This window comes from Anaerorhabdus furcosa (assembly GCF_900167375.1).
Classification (GTDB): domain Bacteria; phylum Bacillota_I; class Bacilli_A; order Erysipelotrichales; family Erysipelotrichaceae; genus Anaerorhabdus; species Anaerorhabdus furcosa.
This window is the reverse complement of sequence record NZ_FUWY01000003.1, coordinates 24295-49595: the sequence shown is the minus strand read 5'-3', so window position 1 is coordinate 49595 and position 25301 is coordinate 24295. Positions and strand designations below refer to the sequence as shown.

Below are 25301 nucleotides of genomic sequence, written 5' to 3'. Positions count from 1 at the left end.
CATAAATAATTTAGGAAAAATACGTTTATTAACATATGAAATATATATAAGGGCTTTGTTTTAGTCATTTTTTATTTTCAGCAAATATTCAACGAATTTACTACTTTATTTAGCTGAAACGATGCTCGCAATAGCAAAAACAAGTATTTATAGAGGAGAAATAAAAATAATGAAAATTCCAGCGAATATAAATAATTTGCTTTCTGGGCAAACTGTAGAATGGGCGAGATTAGAATTTAAAGAGACATGGAATGCTGATTCCTCTTTGAAAACTATTTGCGCATTTGCCAATGATATTGATAATTGGGGAGGTGGTTACTTAATTATTGGTATATCCAATGAAAGAGATAGGGAAAACAATTTGATTCTAAAAGGAGTTGAAACCAATAAAATTGATGGTTATTTAAAAGATATGTTAAATAAATTTAAATTAATTCAACCTGAATACATGCCGATAACCGAAATCGTTGACTTTAAAAGCAAAAAATTTATTGTTGTGTGGGCTCCAGGTGGAAATTTAAGACCCTATTCATCTCCTAAGACAATGTCAAAAGATAATAGAGAAAGAGTTAGTTATATTAGAAAGCTGTCAAGTACGATAGCTCCAACACAGGAAGAGATTAGAGAGTTATATAATCTAGCTAATAATATTCCTTTTGATGATAGAGTGAATCATGAGGCAAATATTAGTGATATCAAAAGAAATTTAGTTAAAGAATATCTATATGAAGTCAAAAGTTCTTTGTATGATAATCTTGATGATTTAAGTATTGAAGAATTATGCAAAAATTTGAATTTAATATGTGAGTTGCCTGAATATATAAAACCAAGAAATATTGCTTTGATGTTTTTTAACCCGACTCCAGATAAGTTTTTTCCACAAGCGCAAATAGATATTGTTTTATTTCCGGATGAAGATGAGGGAGGTAGATTAGACGAAAGAATATTCAAAGGTCCTTTGCATATCCAATTGAGAGATGCACTGCAATATATTTCAAATAATATAATTGCTGAAAAGATAATCAAAGTTGAGGGTATTGCTGAATCTAATCGATTTTTTAACTACCCTTATGAAGCAATTGAAGAAGCTTTGTCAAACTGTGTTTATCACAAAGGGTACGACGTTAGAGAACCAATAGAAGTAAGGGTGTTAGCAGACAGGATAGAAATGATTAGTCATCCTGGTGCAGATAGGTCTATAACACAAACTCATCTAAAAGAATATCGTGCAATAAGTAGACGATATAGAAACAGAAGAATTGGAGATTTTCTAAAGGAGTTACGATTAACAGAAGGAAGGAATACTGGGTTCAGAAAAATTGTTTCATCGTTGAGAAATAATGGTTCACCAGAACCACTATTTGAAACAGATTTAAACAGAACTTACTTTGTGACAACTCTTTACATACACCCTCTTTTTATACATCAAAATAAAAATGAGGTTATAAATGAGGTTATAAATGAGGGTATAAAAATCAAACTTAATAAAGGCCAACTTTCTTTATACCAAGCAATTAAATTTAATGAAGGCTTGAATGCAATCGCTCTAAGTAGCAAACTTGGTAATCGCCCTTTGAAAACTATTCAAAGGCAAATGAAAATACTGGTTGATTCTAATCTTGTAGAATATCAAGGAAGCAGAAAAAATGGTGGATATTTCACAATTAAATGAATATAAATATTCTACTATTAGAGGTCATTAAATTTATTTATTCTGATAGTAAATAAAAAAACAACCGAGAATATTGGAATAAGAATAACTTATAATAGTTTTCTTAAAACAAGGGTTGTTTTTAATATGAAATAGTAAATATGTAGAAGAAGTTTAACGTGACAAAGAATACATATTGCTAAATTTATGCGAAATGGAAAGATTGTAGGCTAGCAATGAGAACGTTTTGAAATATAAGTAATTAATAATCTTTGATTTTGATTATTATTTTAATAATGGAATTTTATGTTTAATGAGGTAGGATAATAACAAAGTAGGTATGAGTACAGAAAACAATCTAAAGACGCCACTGTCAAACAAGTATCCGTATTGGGTACCTAATAAGATAGGAATCAGTTCTAAGAAAATACCGTGACTAAAATAAATAATGACACTGTATTCACGCATAGCAACAAAATCAACTTTCCAGTTTAATTTTGTATTGAGCAATGTAATGAACCAAAAGAAACTAAATGGTACAACCATGAAATAGAAATTATAATCAATAGCCCAACCTAAATTCTTAATCGAGAAAGCTTCAACGCATAATGCAACAAAAAATACTCCTGAATAAATCCATCCGTGTTTTATTTTTTCGGCTAAATCTGTCTTGGCAATGTACATACCAAGAGAAACAAATAGGATTCCGAAGAACAATCCATTTCTTGTGGTAAAGAAAATCATGAGGTAGATATTAAATGCATCTAAGAAAGCACCACTAGGTAATAAACCATAATAGGTTTCAAGGCAACCAAACAAAAACAGAATGAATCCCAAGATTAATAATGATTTCATTGAGAATTTTTTGAGGTAGAAGTAGCAAAAACAAATAGCGAAAATAAGTGCTGCCATATACCATAGATGAAAATAGGTACCAAAATTAACTAGAGCCAAAAATGATCCTGCGGCCCAAAGTACAGGTGTCATCTCCATAAATCCATTCAATAAATGTATTCCAAGAGGAATATAAAGGATACTCCATACAAGGTAGAGTCGAATTAGCTTAAAGGTATATTTCTTGAATCTTGCTGGATTGGGATTTCCTTTTTGAAAGAAATAACCAGCAGCGATGAAAAAGAAAGGAATAACAACACGTCCTACAATATTACTTGTAACAAATCCTAAAGTTGGAACACTTGTATAAAAAGGATAGGTGTGAACAAGAATAACTAGAAATGCTGAAATGAATTTCATTAAATCAATTGCGTTATAATTTTTTCTCATAAGCTTAGTCCTCAAAATTAATTTGTATCCTGATTACTAGAGTAAAGAGATACAATCTCTTGGAGTAATTCGGGATAATTAAAATCTTTGTGATACATTAAATTTACTTCGCGTGACATGGTTAAATTTTCAATGGGTAATCCGATAATTTTATTCTTCTTTATTTCATCAACTAGAACGCTGTGGGGAAGAATAGAAGAACCGAAGTTCTGCATAATCAAGTCTTTTATTGTTGATACATTATCTACCTCCAAAATAATGTTTAACTCATGAATAGAGTAGCCATTACTTTGTAAATGAGATGCGAATAGTTTTCTTGTATCAGAATTAGGTAAGCGTAAGATCAGTTTCTCTTTCTTTAAATCATTGAGGGTCACTATCTTTTTCTTACTTAATGGACTATCTTTTGATACTGCTAAAATAAGATAATCGGTATCAAGCAATATATGGTTGAAGTTATTATCAATAATTTTACCCTCTACAATAGCCATGTCAATTTCATATGTCTTTAGTTTCTTATAAAGATTTTTTATAGTATCAGAAATAATTGTTATGAGTACGCCGTGGTTGTCGGAACTATATCGTGCTAAAGTTTCTACCATATAATTACTTTCAGCCGTATGAGTAATTCCAATTGTTAAGCGTGTCAAATGTGTAGATTGATCAATAATTGCTTGTTTAAGATTTTGATAAAGTGTTTTGATACGTGTAGCGTATTTGACTGCAATTTCTCCTTCAACAGTGGTTTTAAGTGCACCATCAGTACGTAAAAATAATTGAGCCCCCAAATCTTTCTCGAGCATTTTGATATGCTGACTAACTGCAGGTTGTGTTAAATTCAAATGTTTTGCAGCTTTGGTAAAACTTTTAGTTTCGTGTACTGCAAGAAGTGTTTCTAATTTAGGATCGATCATTAAACCACCTCGCTATAAAATATATTTATGACTATCATAATAATCATAATTTTATTTTATGTATTATTCTTGCCATAATTATACCATACAAGAAGTGTAAAGGAAGGTTGAATGTGATGGAGAGTATAAATGAAACAACACTAATCCTTTGTTCCTTATCAATAATCCTATTTGCAGGATTTTTAGGAACAAGGATGACAAAATTAGTGAGTTTACCTAATGTTAGTGGGTATATTTTAGCGGGAGTATTCATTGGTCCTAGTTTAATGAATCTAGTACCACTATCATTATTAAATCATATGGGATTCATTAATGATATTGCATTGGGCTTTATTGCCTTTGGTGTTGGGAAATTCTTTAAAAAAGAAGTTATCAAAGCTACAGGGTTAAAAGTAATTGTAATTACTTGTTTTGAGGCACTTTTAGCGGGTTTACTGGTTACATTTGCAATGCGCTATCTATTTAACTTATCATGGAACTTCTCATTAATATTAGGTGCTATTGCAACTGCAACAGCACCTGCAAGTACAATGATGACAATACGCCAATATCATGTCAAAGGTGATTATGTGAATACCCTTTTACAAATAGTCGCATTAGATGATGTAATCTGTCTATTAACTTTTTCAGTTGTTGTTGCCTATATCAATGCAAGTACATTGGGTAGTGTGGAAATACAAGAAATAATGTTACCAATATTGCTTAATGCGGCTTCTTGGGTTCTAGGTATCTTATCTGCAATCACATTGAGCAAATTATTAAAACATAGAAGTACTGATAATAAACTTATCTTAACATTAGCTTTTCTATTGGCTATATCTGGTATTTGTGCTCAATTTGATGTATCTCCACTACTATCATGTATGATTTTTGGAGCGGTCTATATTAATATCACAAAGGATAAGAAAATTTTCGATCAAGTAAATTCATTCAATCCACCAATTATGTCGCTATTTTTCATTGTATCGGGAATGAGATTGGATGTGATGGCATTAATGAGTGCAGGACTTATTGGTGTGGGTTACTTTGCAATTCGTATTATAGGGAAATATGCGGGTACAGCAATGGGATGTCGTTTAACAGGTATGCCAACGACCTATCAAAAATATATGGGTTTAGCAATGATACCTCAAGCTGGTGTAGCAATTGGGTTGGCTTTCTTAGCAGAAAGACTTCTACCAGCAGAAATGGGCAGTTTACTACTTACAATTATTTTATCTTCATCAGTTCTTTATGAAATGGTTGGACCTGCTTGTGCAAAACTTTCATTTATATTTGCAGGATTAATTGAACCAACTCATTCAGTAGCACATCATCATCGTAAGGTAATTGAATCTTAAATATGTTAAAATACATCTGGTGATAAAAATGAAAATTATAATTTCTCCAGCAAAGAAGATGATTGATACAAGCGATTCATTTGTACCATCAACGACACCTCGCTTTCTCAATGAGGCAAAAATCATTTTCAATGAAATCAAGAAATTAGATAAAGAAGAATTAAAAACAGTACTAAAATGCAATGATCAATTAGTAAATCTAAATTATGAGCGTTATGCAATGAATAAATTAGAAAAAGCGAATATGATGGCTTTAGTGACATATCAAGGATTACAATATCAAGAAATGGCTCCTCATGTTTTCTCTGATAATGCATGGGACTATGTTAATAAGAATTTAGTTATCCTTAGTGGATTGTATGGTTATCTTAGACCTAGTGATGCAGTAGTCCATTATCGTTTGGAAATGCAAACGAAAATCAACATCAAGAAGCATACTAATTTATATGATTATTGGGGAGACAAGATTGCGAAAGAATTATTAAAGGATAATGAAATTATTCTTAACTTAGCATCGAAAGAATACAGTGATGTAATAGAGTCATATTGTAAAGATAATATGGTAACTGTTGTGTTTGGTGAACGAGTAAATGACAAAATAAAAGTAAAAGGCACTTTAGCTAAAATGGCTAGAGGTGCCTTAGTACGGATGATGGCTGAAAAAAATATTACAACCATCGATGGAATAAAACAATTTGATGATTATGGCTTTGTTTATAGCGAGGAGTATTCATCAAATAGGGAAATCGTATTTATAAAATCATGAGATGGAAACATCTCTTTTTTATTTAAAGACACTGAGCATGACATCAAGATTCACTTTAGCATCTTCAATAAAATTAGTAGATACGGATTCGATACTAAGAGTACCGTTATAAGTGTGAATAGCATTCTTAATTGAAACTAGCTTATCTTTATCTTGCATGGTTAAGAAATCACGTTGATGATTGATACCATTCCCACTTGTATGAAGGTGTCTTACATAAGGCATGAAATCATTTAATGAAGTTATGTCTTCGCCTGCAACTTCCATGTGGTAGAAATCAAGAAACTGCCTTATTTGCAGCAAAGCTTCTAAATAAAACTAAAGGCATAACAATCGCATCAGTAGGAAGTGATGGAACAGATGGACCAACCGACGCAGCTGGAGGTATCGTTGATGAATCTTCTTGGGATGCTTTAAATGGTACCGGAGATACGTATTTACAAAAGAATGATTCTTATTTTGCATTAGAAAAAGTTGGAAGTTTAATTAAAACTGGTCCAACAGGAACAAATGTAAATGATATCGTAATTGCATTGATTTATTAAAGTAGTAATTTAAAACATTCCTTTTCAAATTAATCAAAGTACAAATTCATCATATTGTATGGTGGATAATAGATCTTTGTTGAATAGGAGTGTTTTTGTTTTAAATAAAAAACTTGCAAGCAAGTTTTTATAGTGCAGTTACATAGAATAGTATAACTTTAGCAACACCACATAGTAACATAACAGTAATCGGGTTTGCCTTGAATTTGCTAAGAACAATAAATGCAATTGCGAAGATAACAATCATATCAATACGAACTGTACCAAGTGATACAGTAGAAGTGCCCCACAAAGCGGTTGTTAAAATAGAGATACCTGCTGTAGCAATCATTGCTACAACTGCGGGACGTAATGTACTTAATACGTGTTGAATCCAAGACACGTTTTTATATTTTATGTAAAAATATGCAAGTGCTGAAACAATAATAGAAGCTGGTAATACACTTCCAATTGTAGCAACAATAGCACCAAAAATACCTCCTACTTGCAAGCCGACAAATGTAGCTGCATTAATTGCGATTGGACCGGGTGTCATTTGTGAAATCGTGACAAGGTTAGTAAATTCGCTTAGTTCTAACCATTTATGTAAAGTAACTACTTGTTCTTGTATAAGTGGTAAAGCTGCATAGCCTCCACCAAAACTAAACAAACCGATTTGAAGGAAACTAAAGAATAATTGTAAATAAATCATGAATCATGTCTCCTTTCAAAAATGAACATACGTGCAACACCAATGATGATACAAGTAATAACAATCCAAGCAACATTAATTTTAAATACAAAGGCACAGATGAATGCAATAACCATAACGATGTTATTGAGTATGCTTTTTTCTTTTACAATGCCAAGTGCCATATCAAGGACAACGGCAGCGATTACTGCTGCAACACCTGATTGCATACCATCTAACATGAGTGCTATAAATTGATTTGATTGGAATGCTTCATAAAAATAAGAAACAATTGTGATGATAATAAATGGTGGTAGAACAGTACCAAGTATTGAGATTAGAACACCAATTAAACCATCTAGTTTATAACCAACAACAATCGCTCCATTAACCGCCATAACCCCAGGTGCAGATTGTGCAATCGCAACAAGATCTAGCATTTCTTTTTCATCAATCCAGTGATATTGATCAACGAACTTATTTTTTAAAAGTGTAATAATGACATATCCGCCCCCAAATGTGAATGCACTTAGGTAAAAAGTAGACAAGAATAATTTTTTTCTGAGTTGTGCTTTATTTTCCATTTTGTTCTCCCTTGTCTATTAGTTTAAGCTATTTAGGTATATAATTAAATTAATATTAAATTATGGAATACATATTGAATTCATTATGTATGGAGGGGACATGACGTTACGACATTTAAGAATTTTTGTGATGGTATATCAATTGGGAAGTATAACGAAAGCAGCGGAACAATTGCATCTAGCTCAACCTGCAGTTAGTTTGGCGATAAAAGAAATGGAAGAGTATTATGGGATACAACTTTTTGATCGACTTGCTAGAAGAATATACCCAACTGAAATAGCACATAAACTATTTGATTATGCATTACAAATACAAGTTATGTTTGATGAGATGGAACAAAACTTGGTTAATTATGAAATACTTGGAACTCTTCGTATTGGAACAACTATTACTATAGGAAATTTTATCTTGCCAACAATCATCAAATTATTTAAAGAAAAATATCCTAAAACTAAAGTACAAGTAACAATTAATAATAGCCATCATATTGAAAACTTATTAATTGAAAATGAAGTTGACTTAGTTTTGCTAGAAGGAAGATGTCATCATAAAGATAAAATGATTGAAATACCATTTTATACCGATGAGTTATGTTTAATAGTGAGTAAAGATCATCATCTAGCAAAACGTAAATCGGTGAAACTAAAGGACCTAGAGAATTGTGATTTATTATTTAGAGAACCAGGAAGTGCAGAGAGAGATTTATTGAATAGCTTGTTTACTGCTAATGATGTTATCATAAAGCCGATATGGGAAAGTGTGAGTACAAAAGCGTTGGTACGTGGTGTTGAAAAAAATCTAGGAGTATCTATATTGCCGTATCTAATGATTAAAGATGATATTAAAAAGAAAGAGATTGTAAGACTTGAGGTAGAGGGAATTGATTTGATCCGCAAGTTCATGGTTATCTATAATAAAAACAAGTATTTAACTGAATCTGCACAAACCTTTGTACAATTGTGCAAAGACTGGAATAAAATTAAAGGCTTATAATTGAACTGTGAAATGATTGTGAAAAGTATTCAATTTCAAATCAATATGAAGTAAAATAATAGAAGAAATTTGGGGAAAACATATGAAAATAGAAATGATTCATGAAGCAAAAGAAGTTTTACGAGGAGTCATCAATAAAACACCAATTATCGATGCATCACTAATCCATAACAACCTTTGGATTAAGGCAGAAAATCTTCAAAAAACAGGCGCCTTTAAATTAAGAGGTGCATATTATAAAATAAGCAAACTTTCGCCAGAAGAAAGAGCTTGTGGTGTTGTTGCTGCAAGTGCAGGAAATCATGCGCAAGGAGTAGCTTATGCTTGTCGTGATATGGGAATTAAAGGAACAATCGTTATGCCTGCTACTGCTCCTCTATCAAAGATAGAAGCAACTCGTAGTTATGGTGTAAATGTAGAACTAGTCGGTGATACTTTTAATGAAGCCTATGAATTTGCGAAGGAATTAGTTTGCAAGACAGGTGCAGTTTTCATTGAACCATTTGATGATGAAGAAGTTATTGCAGGACAAGGAACAATTGGGCTTGAAATATTAGAAAAAATGCCAGATGTAGAAACGGTTCTTGTTCCAATTGGTGGAGGAGGTTTAGCTAGTGGTATTGCCTATGCAATTAAAACTTTGAAACCTTCAGTTCGAGTTATTGGGGTACAAGCAAAACATGCGCCAAGTATGAAAGTATCAATTGATGATAATAAGATTACAGAAGCTGAAGTGAACACGATGGCAGATGGAATTGCAGTTAAGAAACCGGGTAATAAAACTTTTGAAATTTGCAGAGACTATTTAGATGATGTAGTACTTGTTGGCGATAAAGAAATATCCGCAACCATCTTGATGCTTCTTGAGAAAATGAAACTTGTGGCAGAAGGAGCAGGAGCTACTGCTGTTGCTGCTGCGGTATTCCATAAAATAAGTATTGATCAAAAGAAAACAGTTGCAGTTTTATCTGGTGGGAATATTGATGTCAATTATTTATCACAAATCATTGATTTAGGATTAATTAAAACGGGTAGACGTTTCTCTGTGTCATTCCACTTAACAGATAAGCCAGGTAACTTAAAACGAGTTATTGATACATTATCAGATGCAGGTGCAAATATTATTACTGTTGAACATGATCGTTTATCAAACGAAGTATTAAAACATCAATGTTCAGTATCCATGGTACTTGAAACATTGAATCAACAACATAAAGAAAGCCTAGTTGATAGGCTTAGAAATGAAGGATATGAAGTTGAAATAAGAAAAGGTGAACTTATTGCAACAGATATTGATGAATAATTTCTAGAATTAACTTCACTAACAAGTAATCAATTAAAGAAGCAGTCTGTGGGGGGAAATTGATATGAATGGATATGAGGTAAAGGTAGGCGTAAGTTTATTAGTTGGTGATATTGACAACATGGTCCGATTTTATAGAGACATATTGGGATTTCACACGACATGGGATGGTGGAGACTTTGCAGAATTTGAAACAGCAAGTGGTTCGTTGTCACTGTTTATGTATAGTAGGAAAGAATTTGTAAAGGCAATAGGTGAACAATATAATCCACCTAAGAAAGAAATAAATCAAACATTTGAAATTGCCCTTTGGTTACCTAGTTTTGCTGATGTAGATGCAGAATATGATCGTCTTTCAAAGTTTAATTTGGAATTTCCTACAGGAGCACCGATTACTTATCCTTTTGGAATTCGCAATTTCTATGTTGCTGATTTAGAGGGTAACTTGCTTGAAATAGGCAGTACAAATAAAATATAGTTTTAACATTACATTGAACCAAAAGAGAAAGAAATTAAAGGAGAGATTTCTATGATAATGCCTTATTTAAACTTTTCAGGAGATTGTGAAGAAGCTTTCAAACTTTACCAACAAGCATTTGGAGCAGAAGAGCCTGTTTTAGCACGTTATAGCGATGCACCCGATAGTGCTTATCCTGATTTAGATAAAGAACAAAAAAACAAAATCATGCATGGACACATAATGCTAAGTGAAACAGGTGGTGTTAGTGGTGCTGATGCGATTTGGCCATTTGAAAAAGGTTCAGCAATTAACATTCATGTTTATTGTCAAACACCTGAACAAGCAAGAAAAGCATTTTCGATTCTTGCACAAGACGGTGAAATAATTGGTGATTTGGCTGTAAATCCACCACCACATGATGATGGAATTAGTGGTATGGTAAAAGATAAATTTGGATTTGTTTGGGTTTTATCTGCGGAGTTAAACTAATCAATTTATTGAAGTTATATAAAATAAAAAGCTTCCGATAAGAAGCTTTTGAATGATTTAATGTTTTTTTAGTGCGAGTAATAATTAATTACTTTTTATATAATTGAGAACATCATAAAAGTTATTCGAATGGAATAAGATTTCAGGATACTTATCAAAATCTTCGCGATATTGATGTTGGTGAAGAAGAATGATGTGTTTAAATCCAGCTTCAATAGCACTCAATACTCCACTTAGAGAGTCTTCAAATATAATGCAAGACTCTTTTTCTTTACCTAAAATGGATAAAGCATCATTAAACATAGCAATCTTATTTTTGTAAGTTCCATTATCATAAATAATATCTTCAAGTTTCATCCATTGGTCTAGATGAAATGTGGTGTAAAAAAAATCGATGTTTTCTATAATGGATGCACTAGCAATTGTAAGTGGAATATTATTTTCCTTCAAGTAGTTCATTAGCTCGGGAGCTCCATCTACTAAACTAATATGATCAATCGATGCACATATTTCACGATACATCGCTTCTTTTAATTTAGAAAGTTCATTCTTTTTATCAAGTGAATAAGCATTTGGTGCAAGTCTTTCAATTGCTTCGATATTTGGACAACCATGTATAATTGTATTCATTTCAACTTCTGTGAGTTCGTGATTAAATTCTTCTTTTACCAATTTCTTCCATGCTTTAAAATGATAGTCACTATCGAAGAATAAGGTTCCGTTAAAGTCAAATATTGCGCTTGTAAATTTCATATTGTTTACCCTCTATGTATAAAGGTACATAATGATGAAAGAAAATGCAAATATAATTTTAGATTAATGAAGAGATAGTTTATAATAGGTACAGGTGATTATATGAAATACTTTTCTATGCTGATTAAACCAGCATCTAGCTTATGTAATTTAAAATGCAAATATTGTTTTTATCATGATGTTGCAAGCAATCGAGAAACCTATTGTTATGATGTGTTGAGTGATGAAACAATAGAAAACATAGTAAATAAAACAGTTGGATACTTTAAAGAGCCAGCACAAATATCCTTTGCTTTTCAAGGTGGAGAACCTACTTGTGCAGGAATAGAGGTATTTAAGAAATTTATCAATCAAGTGAATGAAGTAAAAAAAGATTTTCACGATATACATTATTCAATTCAAACTAATGGAACATTAATAAATGATGAATGGATTGAGTTGTTTAAAGAACATCATTTTCTGGTAGGGGTATCACTAGATGGGTATCAATCAAATCATGATTTAGTTCGAGAAGATAGAAATAATCAAGGCACATATGATCGAATCATGAATACGATAGAACAACTTAAAAAGAATGGAATCGATTTTAATATTCTTACAGTACTTACATCTTCTTTGTCGAATCATGCAAAAGAGTTATACAAGTTTTATCAAGAACATGATTTATCTTATATTCAATTAATTCCTTGTTTAAGTGATTTCAACCATGAATCTGAATATGGACTAAAACCAAAGGAGTTCTTTAATTTCTACAATGAGTTTTTTGATTTGTGGTTTGAGGAATATCGCAAAGGGATTTACCGTAGTGTGACATTCTTTGATAATATCATTCCTATGTTTGCAGGGATACCACCACAACAGTGTGGAGCTATGGGATTTTGTTCAATGCAGTTTGTTGCGGAATCAAATGGGGATGTTTATCCATGTGATTTCTATGTTTTAGATCAATATAAAATAGGAAATATAAATCAAAATACAATCGTAGAACTTGCAAAGTCAAAAATAACTCAAGAATTCATACAAGAAAAAAGAGTATTGAGTAATCAATGCAATTCATGCCCATACAACAAGATGTGTAGAGGAAATTGTAAACGGATGAGTGGTGTATATTTTGATTTGGAATATTGTGGTATCAAAGAGTTTTTAGAAGCAAAAGAAAAACAAATTGTTGCGATTGCACAAACATTGTAAAGAAGGAGACTATATGAAAAAGATTGTGGTAATTGGAAGTATTAATGTAGATCTAGTGGTAAGTAGTGAGCGTTTTCCTAAAAAAGGAGAAACCATTATTGGTAATTCATTCAATGTATTTTGTGGAGGTAAAGGAGCGAATCAAGCAGTTAGTGCAAGTAAGCTTGGTGGACATGTTGAATTTATTGGTGCTGTTGGAGATGATTCATATGGTGATCTTGCATTAAATAATTTGAAAGATCATGGGGTTGGTATTTCATCAGTTGCTAAGTTGAATGGTATAAGTACAGGACTTGCAAGTATTACAGTTGCTGAGAATGATAATCAAATCGTAATTATTAAAGGAGCAAATGAAAAAATAAATATTGAATTTATTAAACAATATCTTGAAGTCATTCAAGAAGCAAGTATGGTTGTATTGCAATTTGAAATACCATTAGAAACTGTATTTTATCTTGTGGACTATTGTTATGAGCACGGTATCAAAACAATTTTAAATCCAGCTCCTTTTGTACCATTTGATAAAACGATAATTGATAAGGTTACATATTTCACTCCCAATGAAACTGAAATTAATGCAATGTTTGATGAATCCTATGAAGAAGTATTGTGTAAATATCCAAATAAAATTATCATGACAAAAGGGAGTGAAGGTGCCTTCATGCATGATGGTAATCAATTAGTACATATTCATCCTAAAAAAGTAAATGTAGTTGATACTACAGGTGCAGGAGATACCTTTAATGGCGCATTAGCGGCTTTTATTGCACAGGAAATCAACTTGGTTGATGCATTGGAAAAAGCGAATATCGCTGCAGGGATTTCTATTGGTAAGATTGGTGCACAAAGTGCTATGCCTACATTAGATGAGGTTGAACAGTATGAAGAAGCCTAATATCTTACTTATTACAACAGATCAACAACGATATGATACGCTGCATTGTGCGGGTTATGATCATATGATTACTCCCAACCTAGATGCACTAGCAGATGAGGGTTGCTTATTCACGAATGCCTATTCACCCAATCCTGTTTGTATACCAGCACGTCATAATTTACTTACAGGTTTGACTGCAAAGTATCATGGGTTTGATGATAACTATTTTGATGAATCAAAATCAATTCCATATGATTTGCCAACATTTGCAGAAATACTGCAAGATGATCGTTACAATACTGTTGCGATTGGTAAAATGCATTTTCAACCTTACCGAGCACACAATGGATTTAATCGACTTTTATTAATGGATGAAATTCCACGTTTTCTTGAAGATGATGACTATGCGTTGTATCTAAGAGAAAAAGGATATACGCATCTTCAAAGTGTTCATGGGGTACGTCACATGCTTTATATGCAACCACAAGAGTCATTGGTTAAAGAAGAAGATCATGGGACAACTTGGGTAGCCAATAAAACGATTGAAACATTAGATACGATATCTTTAGAAAGACCGTTTTTGATTTGGGCAGGCTTTATTGCACCGCATCCACCATTTGATGTTCCAAAAGAATACCAAGACATCTATCGTGATAAAGAAATTCCAACATCTAAGGAAAGTAAGACTAGTTTGAGTAATCTTGCATTAGAAAATATGAATATTGCGGATTATCCAAATGAATCTTATTTAAGAAGAGCAAAAGAATGTTATTATTCTGCAATTACTCATGTAGATACTCATATTGGAAGAATAATACAAAAATTAAAAGAGATTGGAGAATATGATAACACACTCATTATCTTTACAAGTGATCATGGGGAGATGCTTGGAGATTATGGTACTTATCAAAAATTCTTACCGTATGATTCTTCAAGTAGAGTGCCGATGATTGTTCGCTATCCTCGTCGCATTGCGCCACATACAATTGATAATCGCTTAGTAAGTTTGAATGATATTCTTCCAACTATGATGGATGCTGCTGGACTAAAATATCCAGGAGCAATAAAGTTACCAGGACAATCACTACTTGAAAAGCATACCGGAAAAGCTGAAGTGTTTATGGAACATTGCCGTGGTAATAGAAGATGGGTGAGTATATGTACTCAAGAGTTTAAATATAATTATTATTTTAGTTTGGGTAGAGAAGAATTATTTGATAGAATAAATGATCCAAATGAAACAACGAATGTATTAGAAGTAAATCCTGAACGATATGAATCGATAAGAAATAATTTAAATCAACGCTTAGTAAATTATGAAATGGAATATGGTTTACCCAATACAATTGAAGATGGAAAATTTGTGAAATTAGATGAAATGAAAATCAATTTCTATCGAGAAGCAAATCCTCCGATTTTTCCTAAAATGTTACGTAATAAAAATGAACAATTTTGGAAACTAAAAAAAGAATTAGTTGAAGCAATTAAAAATGAAGATGTTATTCATCTGGATGAATTGGATACTGATTATTATGTTAAACAAGGAATATTTACTCAAGAGGATATTGAAGAAATGAAGCAACAAAGACTTCATAAAAACGCAAAATAAATTTTTATTTATTAACTAAGAAAATTAGTTGCATTTTTTAAACTATAATATATAATAAGAATATCAATTCCACTGCAGTAGAAAAGGCAAGAGGTCCGACTCTTGCCTTTTCATTTATGCTAATTACTAGTCTCTATTGCTATCTAGCCATTTGAAAATATAATAAGCAATTATACTTGCTGCGATAGCGTGAATCATAACGACCAATTCCACTACATTTCACCTCCTCTGCATTAAAGAAAGTGGACTAGTAATAGTACTTTATATCACAGATGAGAAAATAATTACAGGTAGTTCTTATAAGTATAGAAATTAATAAATATATCATTTTTGAGAAAATAAAATTCACGAAAATTTAGTGATACAAATATTATTTTATTAGAATTTAGTAATCCGTTTTATATCATTATTTAGTCAGTTCTTGTGCCTAATTAATCATAGAATCTTAGGTCACTTCTAATGATATTGAAGTAACCAGAATATTATATAAATTCTAAACAATTTTTTATTTGTTAACTAAGAAAATTAGTTGATTTTTTCAAATGATGATATATAATAAGTATATCAATTCCATTGTATAGGAAAAGGCAAGAGGTGCAACTCTTGCCTTTTCATTTATGCTAATTACTAGTCTCTATTGCTGTCTAGCCATTTGCAAATATAATAAGCAATTATACTTGCTGCGATAGCGTGAATCATAACGACCAATTCCATTGTATTTCACCTCCTTTACATTAAAGAAAGTGGACTAGTAATAGTTCTTTATATCACAGATGAAAGAATAATTATAGGTAGTTCTTATAAGTATAGAAATTGATAAATATATCATTTTTGAGAAAATAAAATTCATGATAATAGGCTATCATGAATCTTGATATTTTTATGAATTTAAGATGTAGTTTTTATATTCATCAATTGTCATTTGTTGTACAAATGTGTTGATGATTTTATCTAAAGATTTTTCATTTGTGAGTAAATCGATGATTGAACCAATGACTATTTTTGATGAGGTTGTATAAACTATATCAGGTTCACTTATTTCTAAGTCTTTACCATGCATTGTTCCTTTGAAACCCGTATAGCCAAATTGAATAGTTGGTTTAAATAAACTTAAGTCACCGATATCACCTGAAGCCACACTTTTTTCATCTGTTTGAATCATTTTGGAATCAACAAATGGAAGCATATTTTGATAAACGACATCAGATAAATTGATATCTTGATTGAATGGGAAATAACCTTTAATTTCTTCGATATCACAATCTGCTCCAATTGCTAGAGCGCAATGCTTAGCTGCATCAGATAATTGCTGGTTTAACTTAATTAAGGTTGTTGTTGAAAATGAGCGAACATAGGCTTCATAGATAACTTCAGATGGTATTGAGTTTACAACATCACCACCTTTGGTTATAATACCATGAATTCGATTCATATCACTATCTAAGAATGTTTCTCGAAGCATTGCTTGTGCTTGAAGAAATAAATTGCATGCGGACAATGCATTGATACCTTCACTTGGTGCCATAGCAGCATGTGATGCTTTTCCAAGGAAATGATATTTTTTGTATACAAATCCTGCAAGAGATGATTTTACATTGAAGCGATACTTGCGAAATTCACCCATACCATGAGCATGAAGAATACAATCTACATCATCGAAAATGTGATCAATGATCATATTTTGTTTACCACCAATGGCATAAATCTTTTTCTCTTGAATGAGCTGCTTACGATAATCAATATCAATGAATTCTTCAGCTGGGCAAAAGAATAAAGTTATCTTCCCTTTGATTTGGTTTGTATCAATTAAATCTTTCAATGCTAACAAAGCACCTATCATCATAACAACTTGTGTAGAATGTCCACAACTATGGGCAGCATGATCAAGAGGATTAGCACAACGATGTCCTAAAGTAGGAATTGCATCTAATTCAGCAATTAAACCAATATGTGGTTTTTCACTTTGTCCAATTGTTACTTGGAATCCAGTTTCGAAATATTCTTTTTCGATTCTAAATCCGTGTTTGATTAAGAAGTTTTGAATGATACATTTTGTTTTTATTTCTTTATAACCAAGTTCTGGAGTATTGAATAAAGTAGTTGCAAGATCTAATAATTCATCTTTGTATTTTTCTAATGTTAAATAAGCGAGATCTTTCATAATTGAAGGTTCCTATCTAATGTAAAGATGCTTTCGATAAAGGATTGGATGAAACCATCACGATCCACATCAAACAATACCAATGTATTTCCTTGTTCTGATTCTTCGACAACAGTCATTCCACGAGTATAATTACCATTTAATTCGATGAATACATTTGCTTTAAATCCTTTAAAGAATTCAGGTTTATACAAATAAAATAGAGGACATACATCGAAGATAGGTGAAGAAGACATGTTGTGCTCTTTACTATAGCGAGAGTAAAATTCAAAGAGTTCATATACAAGTTTACTAACTGGAGCTTTCGTGTTGAATAAATCCATTTCCGCAAAAGTAATACCACCTGCAACACATACTTCAAGTGGATTGAGAATCACTGGAACACCACTTTCAAATACTATTTTTGCGGCTTCAGGATCGTGATAAATATTAAATTCAGAACGTTTTTGAATATTACCTTCGTGAATACCACCACCCATACAAGAAATACATTCAATCTTGTGTATGAGATGAGGATATGTTTTTAACATAAGTGCAACATTTGTCAGTGGTCCAATGGCGATGATTGAAATTTGATCATGTGTCTCTAACATTTCTTTATAAAATTCAATTGCGTGTTTTGTTTGAAACTGATGTTCTTTTTTTGGAAAGACAGGACCATCTAAACCACTTTCACCATGAGCTAGAGGTTGAACCTCAAGTGGTTTTGCGATAGGTTTGTCATAGCCTTTGTATATTGGTAAATCAAGATGTAGAAAATCAAGTACATTGGCTAGGTTATTGCTAACCTTATCTAATGTTTGATTCCCTGCAACCGTAGCGAACCCGAGGATTTCAAATTCCTCGGGATGAGCTAGTGCAAATAAGATTGCGAAGATATCATCATGTCCTGGATCACAATCGAATATGATTTTTCTTCTCATTAGGCATTGTTCCTTTTCTTCTTATTGTACTCTTTAATTGAGTAAGCGATAATTGCGAAGAATACAGCAAGGTAAGGAATTGTTTGTAATAATTCACTTGGTAAATTTGTAAGTGATAATACATTTGTGATGGCATCAAAGACACCAAATACAAGCGTAGTTAATAATACAGTTATGAAATTACCACGTCCCATGGCTTCAGCAGCAATACCAATCCAACCACGAGATGCTGTCATATTGGCTGTGAAGAAAGACAAGTAACCCATTGATAGATATGCACCACCCATAGCGGCTAAAATACCAGATAAGATAAGTGAAGTAAAACGCACACGATTTACGTTGATTCCAACACTTCGCGCAGCATTTTCATCTAAACCACTAGCACGCATGTGCAAGCCAAATTTTGTTTTATAAACTAAGATATACACAAGAACAGCTGTAATCATACAAATATATGCCAATACATTATGTCCAGAAATAATTTCTCCTAGAATTGGAATATCTTTGATAATTGGAATATGAATTGTAGGTAATACTTTACTTGGAAGCGATGCAGTGGTTCCTTTACTTCCAGTAATCACAAACAATAAGAAGACTGTGAAACTTGATGCGAATACATTTAATGCGATACCACCCATGATAGGAGTTGTTTTTAACTTGATAGCACTGAATGCTAGAATCAATGCCATTAAAATACCAGATGCAATAGCGACTAAAAGACCAAGCCAAGCACTATGAGTCCAAACACTACCAAGAACACCCATAATTGCAGCAATTAACATGATCCCTTCTACTGCAATATTTGGAAGTCCAGATAAATTAGCGGTATAGGCAGACATAGAAGCGAACATAAGAGGAACACATACGCGAATAATAACAAAGAAGAATGAAGCGCTAAATATGAGGTCTTTATACTGTTCCATTTGCTTTATCTCCTTCCTTTAATAATGAACGATCACGCCATTTCTTTAGGAAATATTGTGACATGATTAGAAATACTAGAATTGCTTCAACAAATGCTGCCATTTCAACAGGAACATCGGTTGTACGAGACATGATTTCTGCACCTACACGAATGTAGGCAATTCCAAATGATGCAAGTAGTACACCAAAAGGATTGTTTTTACCTAAGGTTGCAATTAAGGCACCTGTAAATCCAAGGCCCGGCAAGGCTACCCAAGTAAATCGTTCATACATACCAAGCAATTCGATTGATGAACCCATACCCCCAATAAAACCTGAGATAAAATGTACAGACAAGAATAAAGCGAATGCACTCATACCAGAGTATTTAGCAAAATTCTTATTTAAACCTGTCATACGAATGCTATATCCAAGTTTTGTTTTAAACAGCAAGATAAACATCAAGACTGTAACAACAAGTAACACAATAACACCAATGTGTGTTCTTGTACCTGGGATGAAGATAGGTAAACGAGTTGTTTCCATGAATTTATTACTTGCAACAGATGGAACATCACTTGCACGAATAAATGTTTTTACAAAGAATAAACCCAATCCAAATAAGATAGAATTCATCATCAAGGATACAACTAATTCATTGGTGTTGTATTTTGCTTTAAAGTATCCTGGAATTAATGCAACAAGTCCTCCAAAAACACTTGAAATAAGAATTGTAAGAATTGGATCTAAGAAGGCATTACCAAACATTTGTGATGCAACAGTTGCAGTTACAACACCACAAATGTAGTAGATACCCTCTGTTCCAAGATTGAATAAACCTGTTCTAAATAACAAGGATGTTGCAAGTCCTGCAAATCCGATAGGTACCATGGTTTCAAGTACGTTACCAAAGTATCTAATTTTAGTTACTGGAGCAGTTAATAATTTGAAGAAGGCATCAACGGGAGTCTTAGATACAAGAACTAGAATAAGGAAAGAGATGACAAGTGAAATTGCAATCGCTACAAGAGTTTTTACAATTTCAAACATAACGTCAGAATTTTTCTTAAACACGGTATGCCCTCCTTATTTCTTCTTCTGATTGTTTTTTGACACCGAGCATATAAAGACCTAAATCTTTGTCTGTTACATCATTTGTACTTTCGAAGTAGGCAACAATCTCACCGTCATACATAACAATTAACTTATCACTTAAATCCATAACTTCTGTTAAGTCGGCACTAACTAATAGGATAGCACGTCCTTCATTTCTAAGATCAATTAATTGATTGTGGATAAAGTTAGCACTACCGATATCAATACCACGAGTTGGTTGCTCGGCAATGAGTAATTGTGGATCTGTTTGGTATTCACGTGCTACAACTACTTTTTGAATATTACCACCAGATAGACTTCCTATTTTGGTTTTGGCAGATGTAGTCTTCACACTGAATTTTGAAATCAAATTATCGGCAATTGTACGAATGCTTTTATTCTTCATGAATACTTTTCCACTTATTTCAGGAGAATCATAATAAGTGGATATGATATTATCACTGATTGAAGCATTTGCTGCAATTCCATCTTGCATACGATCCTCTGGAATATAAGCTAATCCTTTTTGGCGTCTTTGCTTAATTGGAATTGTGGAGATATCAACATCATTTAAATGAATTGAACCAGATGTAAAAGATCTCATGCCGGCAATTGCTTGAATTAATTCAGATTGACCATTCCCCTGAACTCCTGCAATACCAAGTATCTCACCACTTTTCACAGTGAAATTAATATTATTTAAAGTGTGTTTCTTTGTAGTTTTAATTTCTAAATTTTCAACTGCTAAGACAGCTTTTGTATTATCTAATTTCTTTTTAATATCTTCAAAGGATGTAGATAGTTCACGACCAACGATGAGTTCAGTCATTTTTTCTATTGAGATGTCACATGCATTATAAGTTCCGCAACTTTCTCCATTTTTCATAATTGTGATACGATCACTAATTTGTTTTACTTCATTTAATTTATGAGAAATGAAGATAACTGTGTGTCCTAATTCTCTGAATTTTTTCAGTTCAATGAAAAGAGCATCAGTTTCTTGAGGTGTTAGTACTGCAGTAGGTTCATCAAGAATAATAACTTCTGCATCTTGATAAAGCGTTTTTAATATTTCAACTTTTTGTTTAGCACCTACTGAGAGTGTTTCTATTTTTGCTTTTACATCAATTTCAAAATTGTATTTCTTCGCAAGCTCTGTTGCTTTTTTTGTTGCTTGATTGTAATCAACAAAGAATTTGTTTTTAACAGGTTCATTACCTAATACAATACTTTGAGCAACAGTGAAACTTGGAATTAACATAAAGTGTTGATGTACCATGCCAATACCGAGTTTAATTGCCTCCATTGAGTTTTCAAACTGTACAGGTTTTCCTTTGTACACAATTTGGCCTTCGCTTTGTTTTTCCATACCAAATGCGATTTTCATAATTGTTGATTTTCCAGCACCGTTTTCCCCAACGACAGAATGTATTTCACCTTTCTTGAAATCGATTGATACTTTACGATTTGCAAATACACCATTATCGTATACTTTTGTAATCTCTTGTAAACTTAAGATGATATCGTCCATATAATCCCCTTTCTAAATAAAAATAATGCTCTACTTGGTAGAGCATTACTTATGAATACTATTGAACGCTAGCTTTTAATGCTTCCCATTTTGTATTGTCTGTTTCAAGACGAATTTGAGGGATATCGAACTTGCCGTCAATTAAATCTTGTTCAAGTTGTTCGATTGCAGCTTTTTGTTCATCAGAGAAGAAGTTGTTATATGCATCATTTTTAACGATTCCAACTCCACCTTCTTTATATCCTAATAATTCTTTCTCACCAAATGGAAGTGTTCCATCTAAGTACATATTGAATGCACGTACTAAAGCTTTGTCGCAATTCTTTGTAGCAGATGATAAGATAACTTTTACGATTTCAGGTTTTTCACTGAATGTTAATGATTGGTCAGAGTCAACACCGATTGCCCAAACACCTTCAAGTCCTGAAGCAGATTCGAATAAACCATTTCCTGCACCACCAGCTGCGTGGAAGATTACATCAGCACCTGATTTGTACATGTTATCAGCTTGTTCTTTTGCTTTTGGAGCATCTTGGAAGTTTCCAACATATCCGAATGATACTTTTACATCAGGATTAGCAGCTTGAGCTCCAGTAATATAACCACCAAAGAAATCATTGATTGATGGAGAATCCATACCACCAATAGCGCCAATCTTGTTTGTTGTTGTAGCGGTACCAGCGACAGCACCAGCTAAGAATCCTAACTCTTCACATTTGTATGTCATTGCATACACATTTGGTAAATCTTCTGGAGCACTGTAATCGAAGTTGATAAATTTTTGTTCTGGGAATTCTTTTGCAATTTTGTAAAGTGAAGGTTCAGCTTCCCAGTTACCACCCATAATTAAGTCGTAACCACCTTCAGCTGCTTCTAGGTAATAGTTTTCCCATTTACTGTTGTCTTTACCCATTTCAATTAGTTTTGCTTCAACGTTTGGCATAGCACTGATTTCTTGGAAACCTGCATACACGATATCGAAATATGATTGGTCACCAATGTATGGTAATAATAAGGCTACTTTAATTGTCTTTTCGCCCTCTGGTTGGTCTGTGTTACTTGGTTTTTCTGCTGGTTTGCTTGAACATCCAACAACAAGTAGCATAGCCAAAAGTACTGCTAAAATCTTTTTCATCTCTTTCCTCCTGTTTATATTGAAAACTGTCCTTCCAGTTTACAATCAATTAATGATACTTTTCCGTTTCCTTTGATATAAATTCCAAACATACCTAAAGTACTTTGATTTAAAGACATTGGTATTTGAACAGTTTGATTGTTTATATGTACCATAATTAAATCACAAGTACATTCGACTTTCAATGCAGAATTCATTTTTTCATATATTAAATTCGTTATGTAAATTTCTTGAAAATTGTATGCGTTTTTCTTACAAAGTGAAATTGGTTTTTCATGACTTAGTTTCAGTGAAAGAAAATCACTATAACCAGTGCTACTTATGATGATATGAGCTTCTTCGCAATCACATTCTAGAGTCATTTCAATCACTCTTTTGTTGATATGAGGTTCACCCATTTGAATAAATGCTTCATCAGTACTTATTAACTCAAAACCTGAATTTGTGTAATTTAAATTACCACGATGCAAACTGAATAAGAAAGGGTTAACACAAGAAGTTTCACCAAAGGTTAATCCGAAGTCACAAGGTGATTGATTTTTAAAATCAATTTCATATTTCATATGATGATCAATCTCAAATGAATTCACAAGAATATATTTTCTCATAATACGTTCATGAAAATCGAAATGTAGTCCGATTTTGTGAACTGTCTTCTTTGTCTTCATGATTTTGTGTTGAAGTTCAATATGATCTGTAAAGGGTATAGAAGTAGAATCTTCAATTGTTCCATCGGTGTAAGTAATTCTTAGACAAGCACTTAAGTTACAATTTAAAGGATTCGATAAGGAAACTGTAATGGTTTCATTTGGAAAAACTTGTGGAGAGAAAAGTGGATCATAACGTGCATCATAAATATCATCTGGTAAAAAATAAGTTATTTTATCAACATCCAAACTGTAATCATTAAAGCAATTATTTAAAATAATTTTAAGTTTGTTTTGATCTTGTTTTACATTTGATTCACAATAGCGTGATGAGTGTGCAATAAATCCTTTTGTAGCATAAGGTAAATCAAAGTGATAAGTTGTTGTCGAAAGATCACGTTTGTATTCATTTGGAATTTCTAATCCATGAGATTCAAATGCAAGTTGTGTAAATTCATAAGCACTATCACTTACAGTTGTTTGGTTTAAATATCCATTATTACTTGACGCTAATAAAATATCTTGTATAGGTGTTATCCATTTTTCATCAATGTTTTCAATTCCAACAATTGCACCAATAATAGAACCAACGTTTCCACAATTGCAATCTGTATCATAACCAAGAGTGCAGAGCAATGTCATGGTTTTATTAAAATCATTTCGACCATACAAAAGTGCCAAAATCATAATTGCAATGTTTGGAATGATATGACACATACCAGGGAAATGATCATAACTATATTTTGATAAAACATAATCGAAACATTTCATTTCATCATTTGGATTTGCATCATAAAAGTGGATGATATCTTGAATTACTTCTGCGTACATGGAGTTGGTATCAATGTACTCTAGTGCTTTAGTTACAATTGTGTAGGCATCATGATAGGTAAATGCTAAGGCAATCATCACAGCAACATATTCGCCGCCAACAATACCATCTTGATCATGTGTGATTGAACTTGCCATATGGGCTAATTTCTTTGCAATATGAGGATCTCCAAGTGAACAATATCCACACCAATCAACAAAGATTTGTCCACCGATTTGTTCAGCCATAATTTGTCCATTTAATTTAGATGATCCTGATTGAGGAGGTTGTATACCTTCAATTAAATTAAGATAAGCAGTATGCTCTGTTGAGATACCTTTTCCACCCCACCAAAAGAATCCATGTTCATAAGGGATATAATTCAACATGGTGTTAGCGATATCTTGAACAGTAATCTCTTCTATTTTTTTATTACGTAAAACTTCTTTGAAAAAAAGAGGACCATTGCTATCATCATCTGCTGCAAAGATTCCATAGTCAACTATATAATTGTTGATATAGCCATACGTATTTTTTATTTCATCATAGGTCCATGCTTCAACAGGTGCTCCTAAACGAATACCTATAATCTTTCCCATCCAAGCACTATATATTTTGTCATATGCATTTTTAAATTCCATTATACTTCCTCCTCTTTGTTGCTA

Annotated in this window: 24 protein-coding genes; 11 read left to right on the top strand and 13 right to left on the bottom strand. The window is 32.5% G+C overall.

What is annotated here, in order from left to right:
* Positions 1-169: 169 nt before the first annotated feature.
* On the top strand, positions 170-1672 hold the full coding sequence (locus B5D14_RS05745; protein ID WP_078711640.1) for an RNA-binding domain-containing protein: 1503 nt from the start codon (positions 170-172) through the stop codon (positions 1670-1672).
* A gap of 264 nt (positions 1673-1936) precedes the next feature.
* Here the strand turns inward: B5D14_RS05745 and B5D14_RS05740 are convergent, their stop codons facing one another.
* Together B5D14_RS05740 and B5D14_RS05735 are read right to left on the bottom strand one after the other, a co-directional pair.
* On the bottom strand, positions 1937-2935 hold the full coding sequence (locus tag B5D14_RS05740) for an acyltransferase family protein (protein ID WP_078711639.1): 999 nt from the start codon (positions 2933-2935) through the stop codon (positions 1937-1939).
* Positions 2936-2952: 17 nt separating this feature from the next.
* Positions 2953-3849 carry a LysR family transcriptional regulator gene (locus B5D14_RS05735; protein ID WP_078711638.1) on the bottom strand — a complete coding sequence of 299 codons (897 nt, stop codon included), beginning with the start codon at positions 3847-3849 and terminating at the stop codon, positions 2953-2955.
* 116 nt (positions 3850-3965) lie between these two features.
* Here B5D14_RS05735 and B5D14_RS05730 point away from each other — a divergent pair, with 116 nt between their 5' ends.
* Both B5D14_RS05730 and yaaA read left to right on the top strand, forming a co-directional pair.
* A complete protein-coding gene (locus B5D14_RS05730; protein ID WP_078711637.1) occupies positions 3966-5189 on the top strand; it encodes a cation:proton antiporter in 1224 nt (407 codons plus the stop codon).
* A 28-nt stretch (positions 5190-5217) separates the two neighbouring features.
* Complete coding sequence (gene yaaA, locus B5D14_RS05725; protein ID WP_078711636.1) at positions 5218-5955, top strand: peroxide stress protein YaaA; 738 nt, start codon at positions 5218-5220, stop codon at positions 5953-5955.
* 18 nt (positions 5956-5973) lie between these two features.
* On the opposite strand, the gene B5D14_RS12050 is transcribed toward yaaA, so the two are convergent.
* The gene (locus B5D14_RS12050; RefSeq protein WP_143254400.1) at positions 5974-6180 is read right to left on the bottom strand and encodes a hypothetical protein; all 207 of its coding nucleotides are present in this window, start codon (positions 6178-6180) and stop codon (positions 5974-5976) included.
* A gap of 11 nt (positions 6181-6191) precedes the next feature.
* Here B5D14_RS12050 and B5D14_RS05720 point away from each other — a divergent pair, with 11 nt between their 5' ends.
* Positions 6192-6500, top strand: a complete 309-nt coding sequence (locus tag B5D14_RS05720) for an MOFRL family protein (RefSeq protein WP_078711635.1) — start codon at positions 6192-6194, stop codon at positions 6498-6500.
* 127 nt (positions 6501-6627) lie between these two features.
* Here B5D14_RS05720 and B5D14_RS05715 read toward each other — a convergent pair whose 3' ends face one another.
* Positions 6628-7191, bottom strand: a complete 564-nt coding sequence (locus B5D14_RS05715) for a chromate transporter (protein ID WP_078711634.1) — start codon at positions 7189-7191, stop codon at positions 6628-6630.
* On the bottom strand, positions 7188-7754 hold the full coding sequence (locus tag B5D14_RS05710; protein WP_078711633.1) for a chromate transporter: 567 nt from the start codon (positions 7752-7754) through the stop codon (positions 7188-7190). Before B5D14_RS05710 ends, B5D14_RS05715 begins: the two co-directional genes overlap by 4 nt.
* Before the next feature lie 100 nt (positions 7755-7854).
* Between B5D14_RS05710 and B5D14_RS05705 the strand changes: the two genes are divergently transcribed.
* From B5D14_RS05705 to B5D14_RS05690, 4 genes are all read left to right on the top strand, one after another.
* Positions 7855-8748, top strand: a complete 894-nt coding sequence (locus B5D14_RS05705) for a LysR family transcriptional regulator (RefSeq protein ID WP_078711632.1) — start codon at positions 7855-7857, stop codon at positions 8746-8748.
* 82 nt (positions 8749-8830) lie between these two features.
* The gene (gene ilvA / locus B5D14_RS05700) at positions 8831-10051 is read left to right on the top strand and encodes a threonine ammonia-lyase (RefSeq protein ID WP_078711631.1); all 1221 of its coding nucleotides are present in this window, start codon (positions 8831-8833) and stop codon (positions 10049-10051) included.
* A 64-nt stretch (positions 10052-10115) separates the two neighbouring features.
* On the top strand, positions 10116-10529 hold the full coding sequence (locus B5D14_RS05695) for a VOC family protein (RefSeq protein WP_078711630.1): 414 nt from the start codon (positions 10116-10118) through the stop codon (positions 10527-10529).
* 51 nt (positions 10530-10580) lie between these two features.
* On the top strand, positions 10581-11000 hold the full coding sequence (locus B5D14_RS05690; RefSeq protein ID WP_078711629.1) for a VOC family protein: 420 nt from the start codon (positions 10581-10583) through the stop codon (positions 10998-11000).
* 84 nt (positions 11001-11084) lie between these two features.
* On the opposite strand, the gene B5D14_RS05685 is transcribed toward B5D14_RS05690, so the two are convergent.
* Positions 11085-11753: an HAD family hydrolase gene (locus B5D14_RS05685; RefSeq protein WP_078711628.1), complete on the bottom strand. Its 669-nt coding sequence runs from the start codon at positions 11751-11753 to the stop codon at positions 11085-11087.
* A gap of 102 nt (positions 11754-11855) precedes the next feature.
* On the opposite strand from B5D14_RS05685, the gene B5D14_RS05680 reads away from it, so the two are divergent.
* The 3 genes from B5D14_RS05680 to B5D14_RS05670 are packed head-to-tail and all read left to right on the top strand — an operon-like array spanning position 11856 to position 15430.
* A complete protein-coding gene (locus B5D14_RS05680) occupies positions 11856-12944 on the top strand; it encodes a radical SAM/SPASM domain-containing protein (RefSeq protein ID WP_078711627.1) in 1089 nt (362 codons plus the stop codon).
* A gap of 13 nt (positions 12945-12957) precedes the next feature.
* Entirely contained in the window at positions 12958-13839 is an 882-nt protein-coding gene (gene rbsK / locus B5D14_RS05675; protein ID WP_078711626.1) for a ribokinase, read from the top strand.
* Positions 13826-15430, top strand: coding sequence for a sulfatase family protein (locus B5D14_RS05670; protein WP_078711625.1), 1605 nt, complete (start codon positions 13826-13828; stop codon positions 15428-15430). The genes rbsK and B5D14_RS05670 overlap by 14 nt, the downstream gene beginning before the upstream one ends.
* Positions 15431-16310: 880 nt before the next feature.
* On the opposite strand, the gene B5D14_RS05665 is transcribed toward B5D14_RS05670, so the two are convergent.
* The 7 genes from B5D14_RS05665 to B5D14_RS05635 are packed head-to-tail and all read right to left on the bottom strand — an operon-like array spanning position 16311 to position 25277.
* Positions 16311-17591 (bottom strand): amidohydrolase, encoded by a 1281-nt coding sequence (locus tag B5D14_RS05665; protein ID WP_078711624.1) that lies wholly within the window; start codon positions 17589-17591, stop codon positions 16311-16313.
* Entirely contained in the window at positions 17588-18514 is a 927-nt protein-coding gene (locus tag B5D14_RS05660) for a nucleoside hydrolase (protein ID WP_078711623.1), read from the bottom strand. The genes B5D14_RS05665 and B5D14_RS05660 overlap by 4 nt, the downstream gene beginning before the upstream one ends.
* Positions 18514-19437 (bottom strand): ABC transporter permease, encoded by a 924-nt coding sequence (locus tag B5D14_RS05655; protein WP_078711622.1) that lies wholly within the window; start codon positions 19435-19437, stop codon positions 18514-18516. The genes B5D14_RS05660 and B5D14_RS05655 overlap by 1 nt, the downstream gene beginning before the upstream one ends.
* Positions 19424-20491 carry an ABC transporter permease gene (locus tag B5D14_RS05650; RefSeq protein WP_078711621.1) on the bottom strand — a complete coding sequence of 356 codons (1068 nt, stop codon included), beginning with the start codon at positions 20489-20491 and terminating at the stop codon, positions 19424-19426. The genes B5D14_RS05655 and B5D14_RS05650 overlap by 14 nt, the downstream gene beginning before the upstream one ends.
* The gene (locus tag B5D14_RS05645) at positions 20484-22043 is read right to left on the bottom strand and encodes an ABC transporter ATP-binding protein (protein WP_078711620.1); all 1560 of its coding nucleotides are present in this window, start codon (positions 22041-22043) and stop codon (positions 20484-20486) included. Before B5D14_RS05645 ends, B5D14_RS05650 begins: the two co-directional genes overlap by 8 nt.
* Positions 22044-22101: 58 nt before the next feature.
* The gene (locus tag B5D14_RS05640) at positions 22102-23178 is read right to left on the bottom strand and encodes a BMP family lipoprotein (protein ID WP_078711619.1); all 1077 of its coding nucleotides are present in this window, start codon (positions 23176-23178) and stop codon (positions 22102-22104) included.
* Positions 23179-23192: 14 nt separating this feature from the next.
* Positions 23193-25277, bottom strand: coding sequence for an ADP-ribosylglycohydrolase family protein (locus tag B5D14_RS05635; protein ID WP_078711618.1), 2085 nt, complete (start codon positions 25275-25277; stop codon positions 23193-23195).
* Positions 25278-25301 lie beyond the last annotated feature (24 nt).

Excerpts from the sequence above, each read along its gene's own strand:
- B5D14_RS05745 (WP_078711640.1), top strand. The coding sequence starts at position 170 with ATGAAAATTCCAGCGAATATAAATAATTTGCTTTCTGGGCAAACTGTA.
- B5D14_RS05740 (WP_078711639.1), bottom strand. The coding sequence starts at position 2,935 with ATGAGAAAAAATTATAACGCAATTGATTTAATGAAATTCATTTCAGCA.
- B5D14_RS05735 (WP_078711638.1), bottom strand. The coding sequence starts at position 3,849 with ATGATCGATCCTAAATTAGAAACACTTCTTGCAGTACACGAAACTAAA.
- B5D14_RS05730 (WP_078711637.1), top strand. The coding sequence starts at position 3,966 with ATGGAGAGTATAAATGAAACAACACTAATCCTTTGTTCCTTATCAATA.
- yaaA (WP_078711636.1), top strand. The coding sequence starts at position 5,218 with ATGAAAATTATAATTTCTCCAGCAAAGAAGATGATTGATACAAGCGAT.
- B5D14_RS12050 (WP_143254400.1), bottom strand. The coding sequence starts at position 6,180 with ATGCCTTATGTAAGACACCTTCATACAAGTGGGAATGGTATCAATCAT.
- B5D14_RS05720 (WP_078711635.1), top strand. The coding sequence starts at position 6,192 with ATGAAGTTATGTCTTCGCCTGCAACTTCCATGTGGTAGAAATCAAGAA.
- B5D14_RS05715 (WP_078711634.1), bottom strand. The coding sequence starts at position 7,191 with ATGATTTATTTACAATTATTCTTTAGTTTCCTTCAAATCGGTTTGTTT.
- B5D14_RS05710 (WP_078711633.1), bottom strand. The coding sequence starts at position 7,754 with ATGGAAAATAAAGCACAACTCAGAAAAAAATTATTCTTGTCTACTTTT.
- B5D14_RS05705 (WP_078711632.1), top strand. The coding sequence starts at position 7,855 with ATGACGTTACGACATTTAAGAATTTTTGTGATGGTATATCAATTGGGA.
- ilvA (WP_078711631.1), top strand. The coding sequence starts at position 8,831 with ATGAAAATAGAAATGATTCATGAAGCAAAAGAAGTTTTACGAGGAGTC.
- B5D14_RS05695 (WP_078711630.1), top strand. The coding sequence starts at position 10,116 with ATGAATGGATATGAGGTAAAGGTAGGCGTAAGTTTATTAGTTGGTGAT.
- B5D14_RS05690 (WP_078711629.1), top strand. The coding sequence starts at position 10,581 with ATGATAATGCCTTATTTAAACTTTTCAGGAGATTGTGAAGAAGCTTTC.
- B5D14_RS05685 (WP_078711628.1), bottom strand. The coding sequence starts at position 11,753 with ATGAAATTTACAAGCGCAATATTTGACTTTAACGGAACCTTATTCTTC.
- B5D14_RS05680 (WP_078711627.1), top strand. The coding sequence starts at position 11,856 with ATGAAATACTTTTCTATGCTGATTAAACCAGCATCTAGCTTATGTAAT.
- rbsK (WP_078711626.1), top strand. The coding sequence starts at position 12,958 with ATGAAAAAGATTGTGGTAATTGGAAGTATTAATGTAGATCTAGTGGTA.
- B5D14_RS05670 (WP_078711625.1), top strand. The coding sequence starts at position 13,826 with ATGAAGAAGCCTAATATCTTACTTATTACAACAGATCAACAACGATAT.
- B5D14_RS05665 (WP_078711624.1), bottom strand. The coding sequence starts at position 17,591 with ATGAAAGATCTCGCTTATTTAACATTAGAAAAATACAAAGATGAATTA.
- B5D14_RS05660 (WP_078711623.1), bottom strand. The coding sequence starts at position 18,514 with ATGAGAAGAAAAATCATATTCGATTGTGATCCAGGACATGATGATATC.
- B5D14_RS05655 (WP_078711622.1), bottom strand. The coding sequence starts at position 19,437 with ATGGAACAGTATAAAGACCTCATATTTAGCGCTTCATTCTTCTTTGTT.
- B5D14_RS05645 (WP_078711620.1), bottom strand. The coding sequence starts at position 22,043 with ATGGACGATATCATCTTAAGTTTACAAGAGATTACAAAAGTATACGAT.
- B5D14_RS05640 (WP_078711619.1), bottom strand. The coding sequence starts at position 23,178 with ATGAAAAAGATTTTAGCAGTACTTTTGGCTATGCTACTTGTTGTTGGA.
- B5D14_RS05635 (WP_078711618.1), bottom strand. The coding sequence starts at position 25,277 with ATGGAATTTAAAAATGCATATGACAAAATATATAGTGCTTGGATGGGA.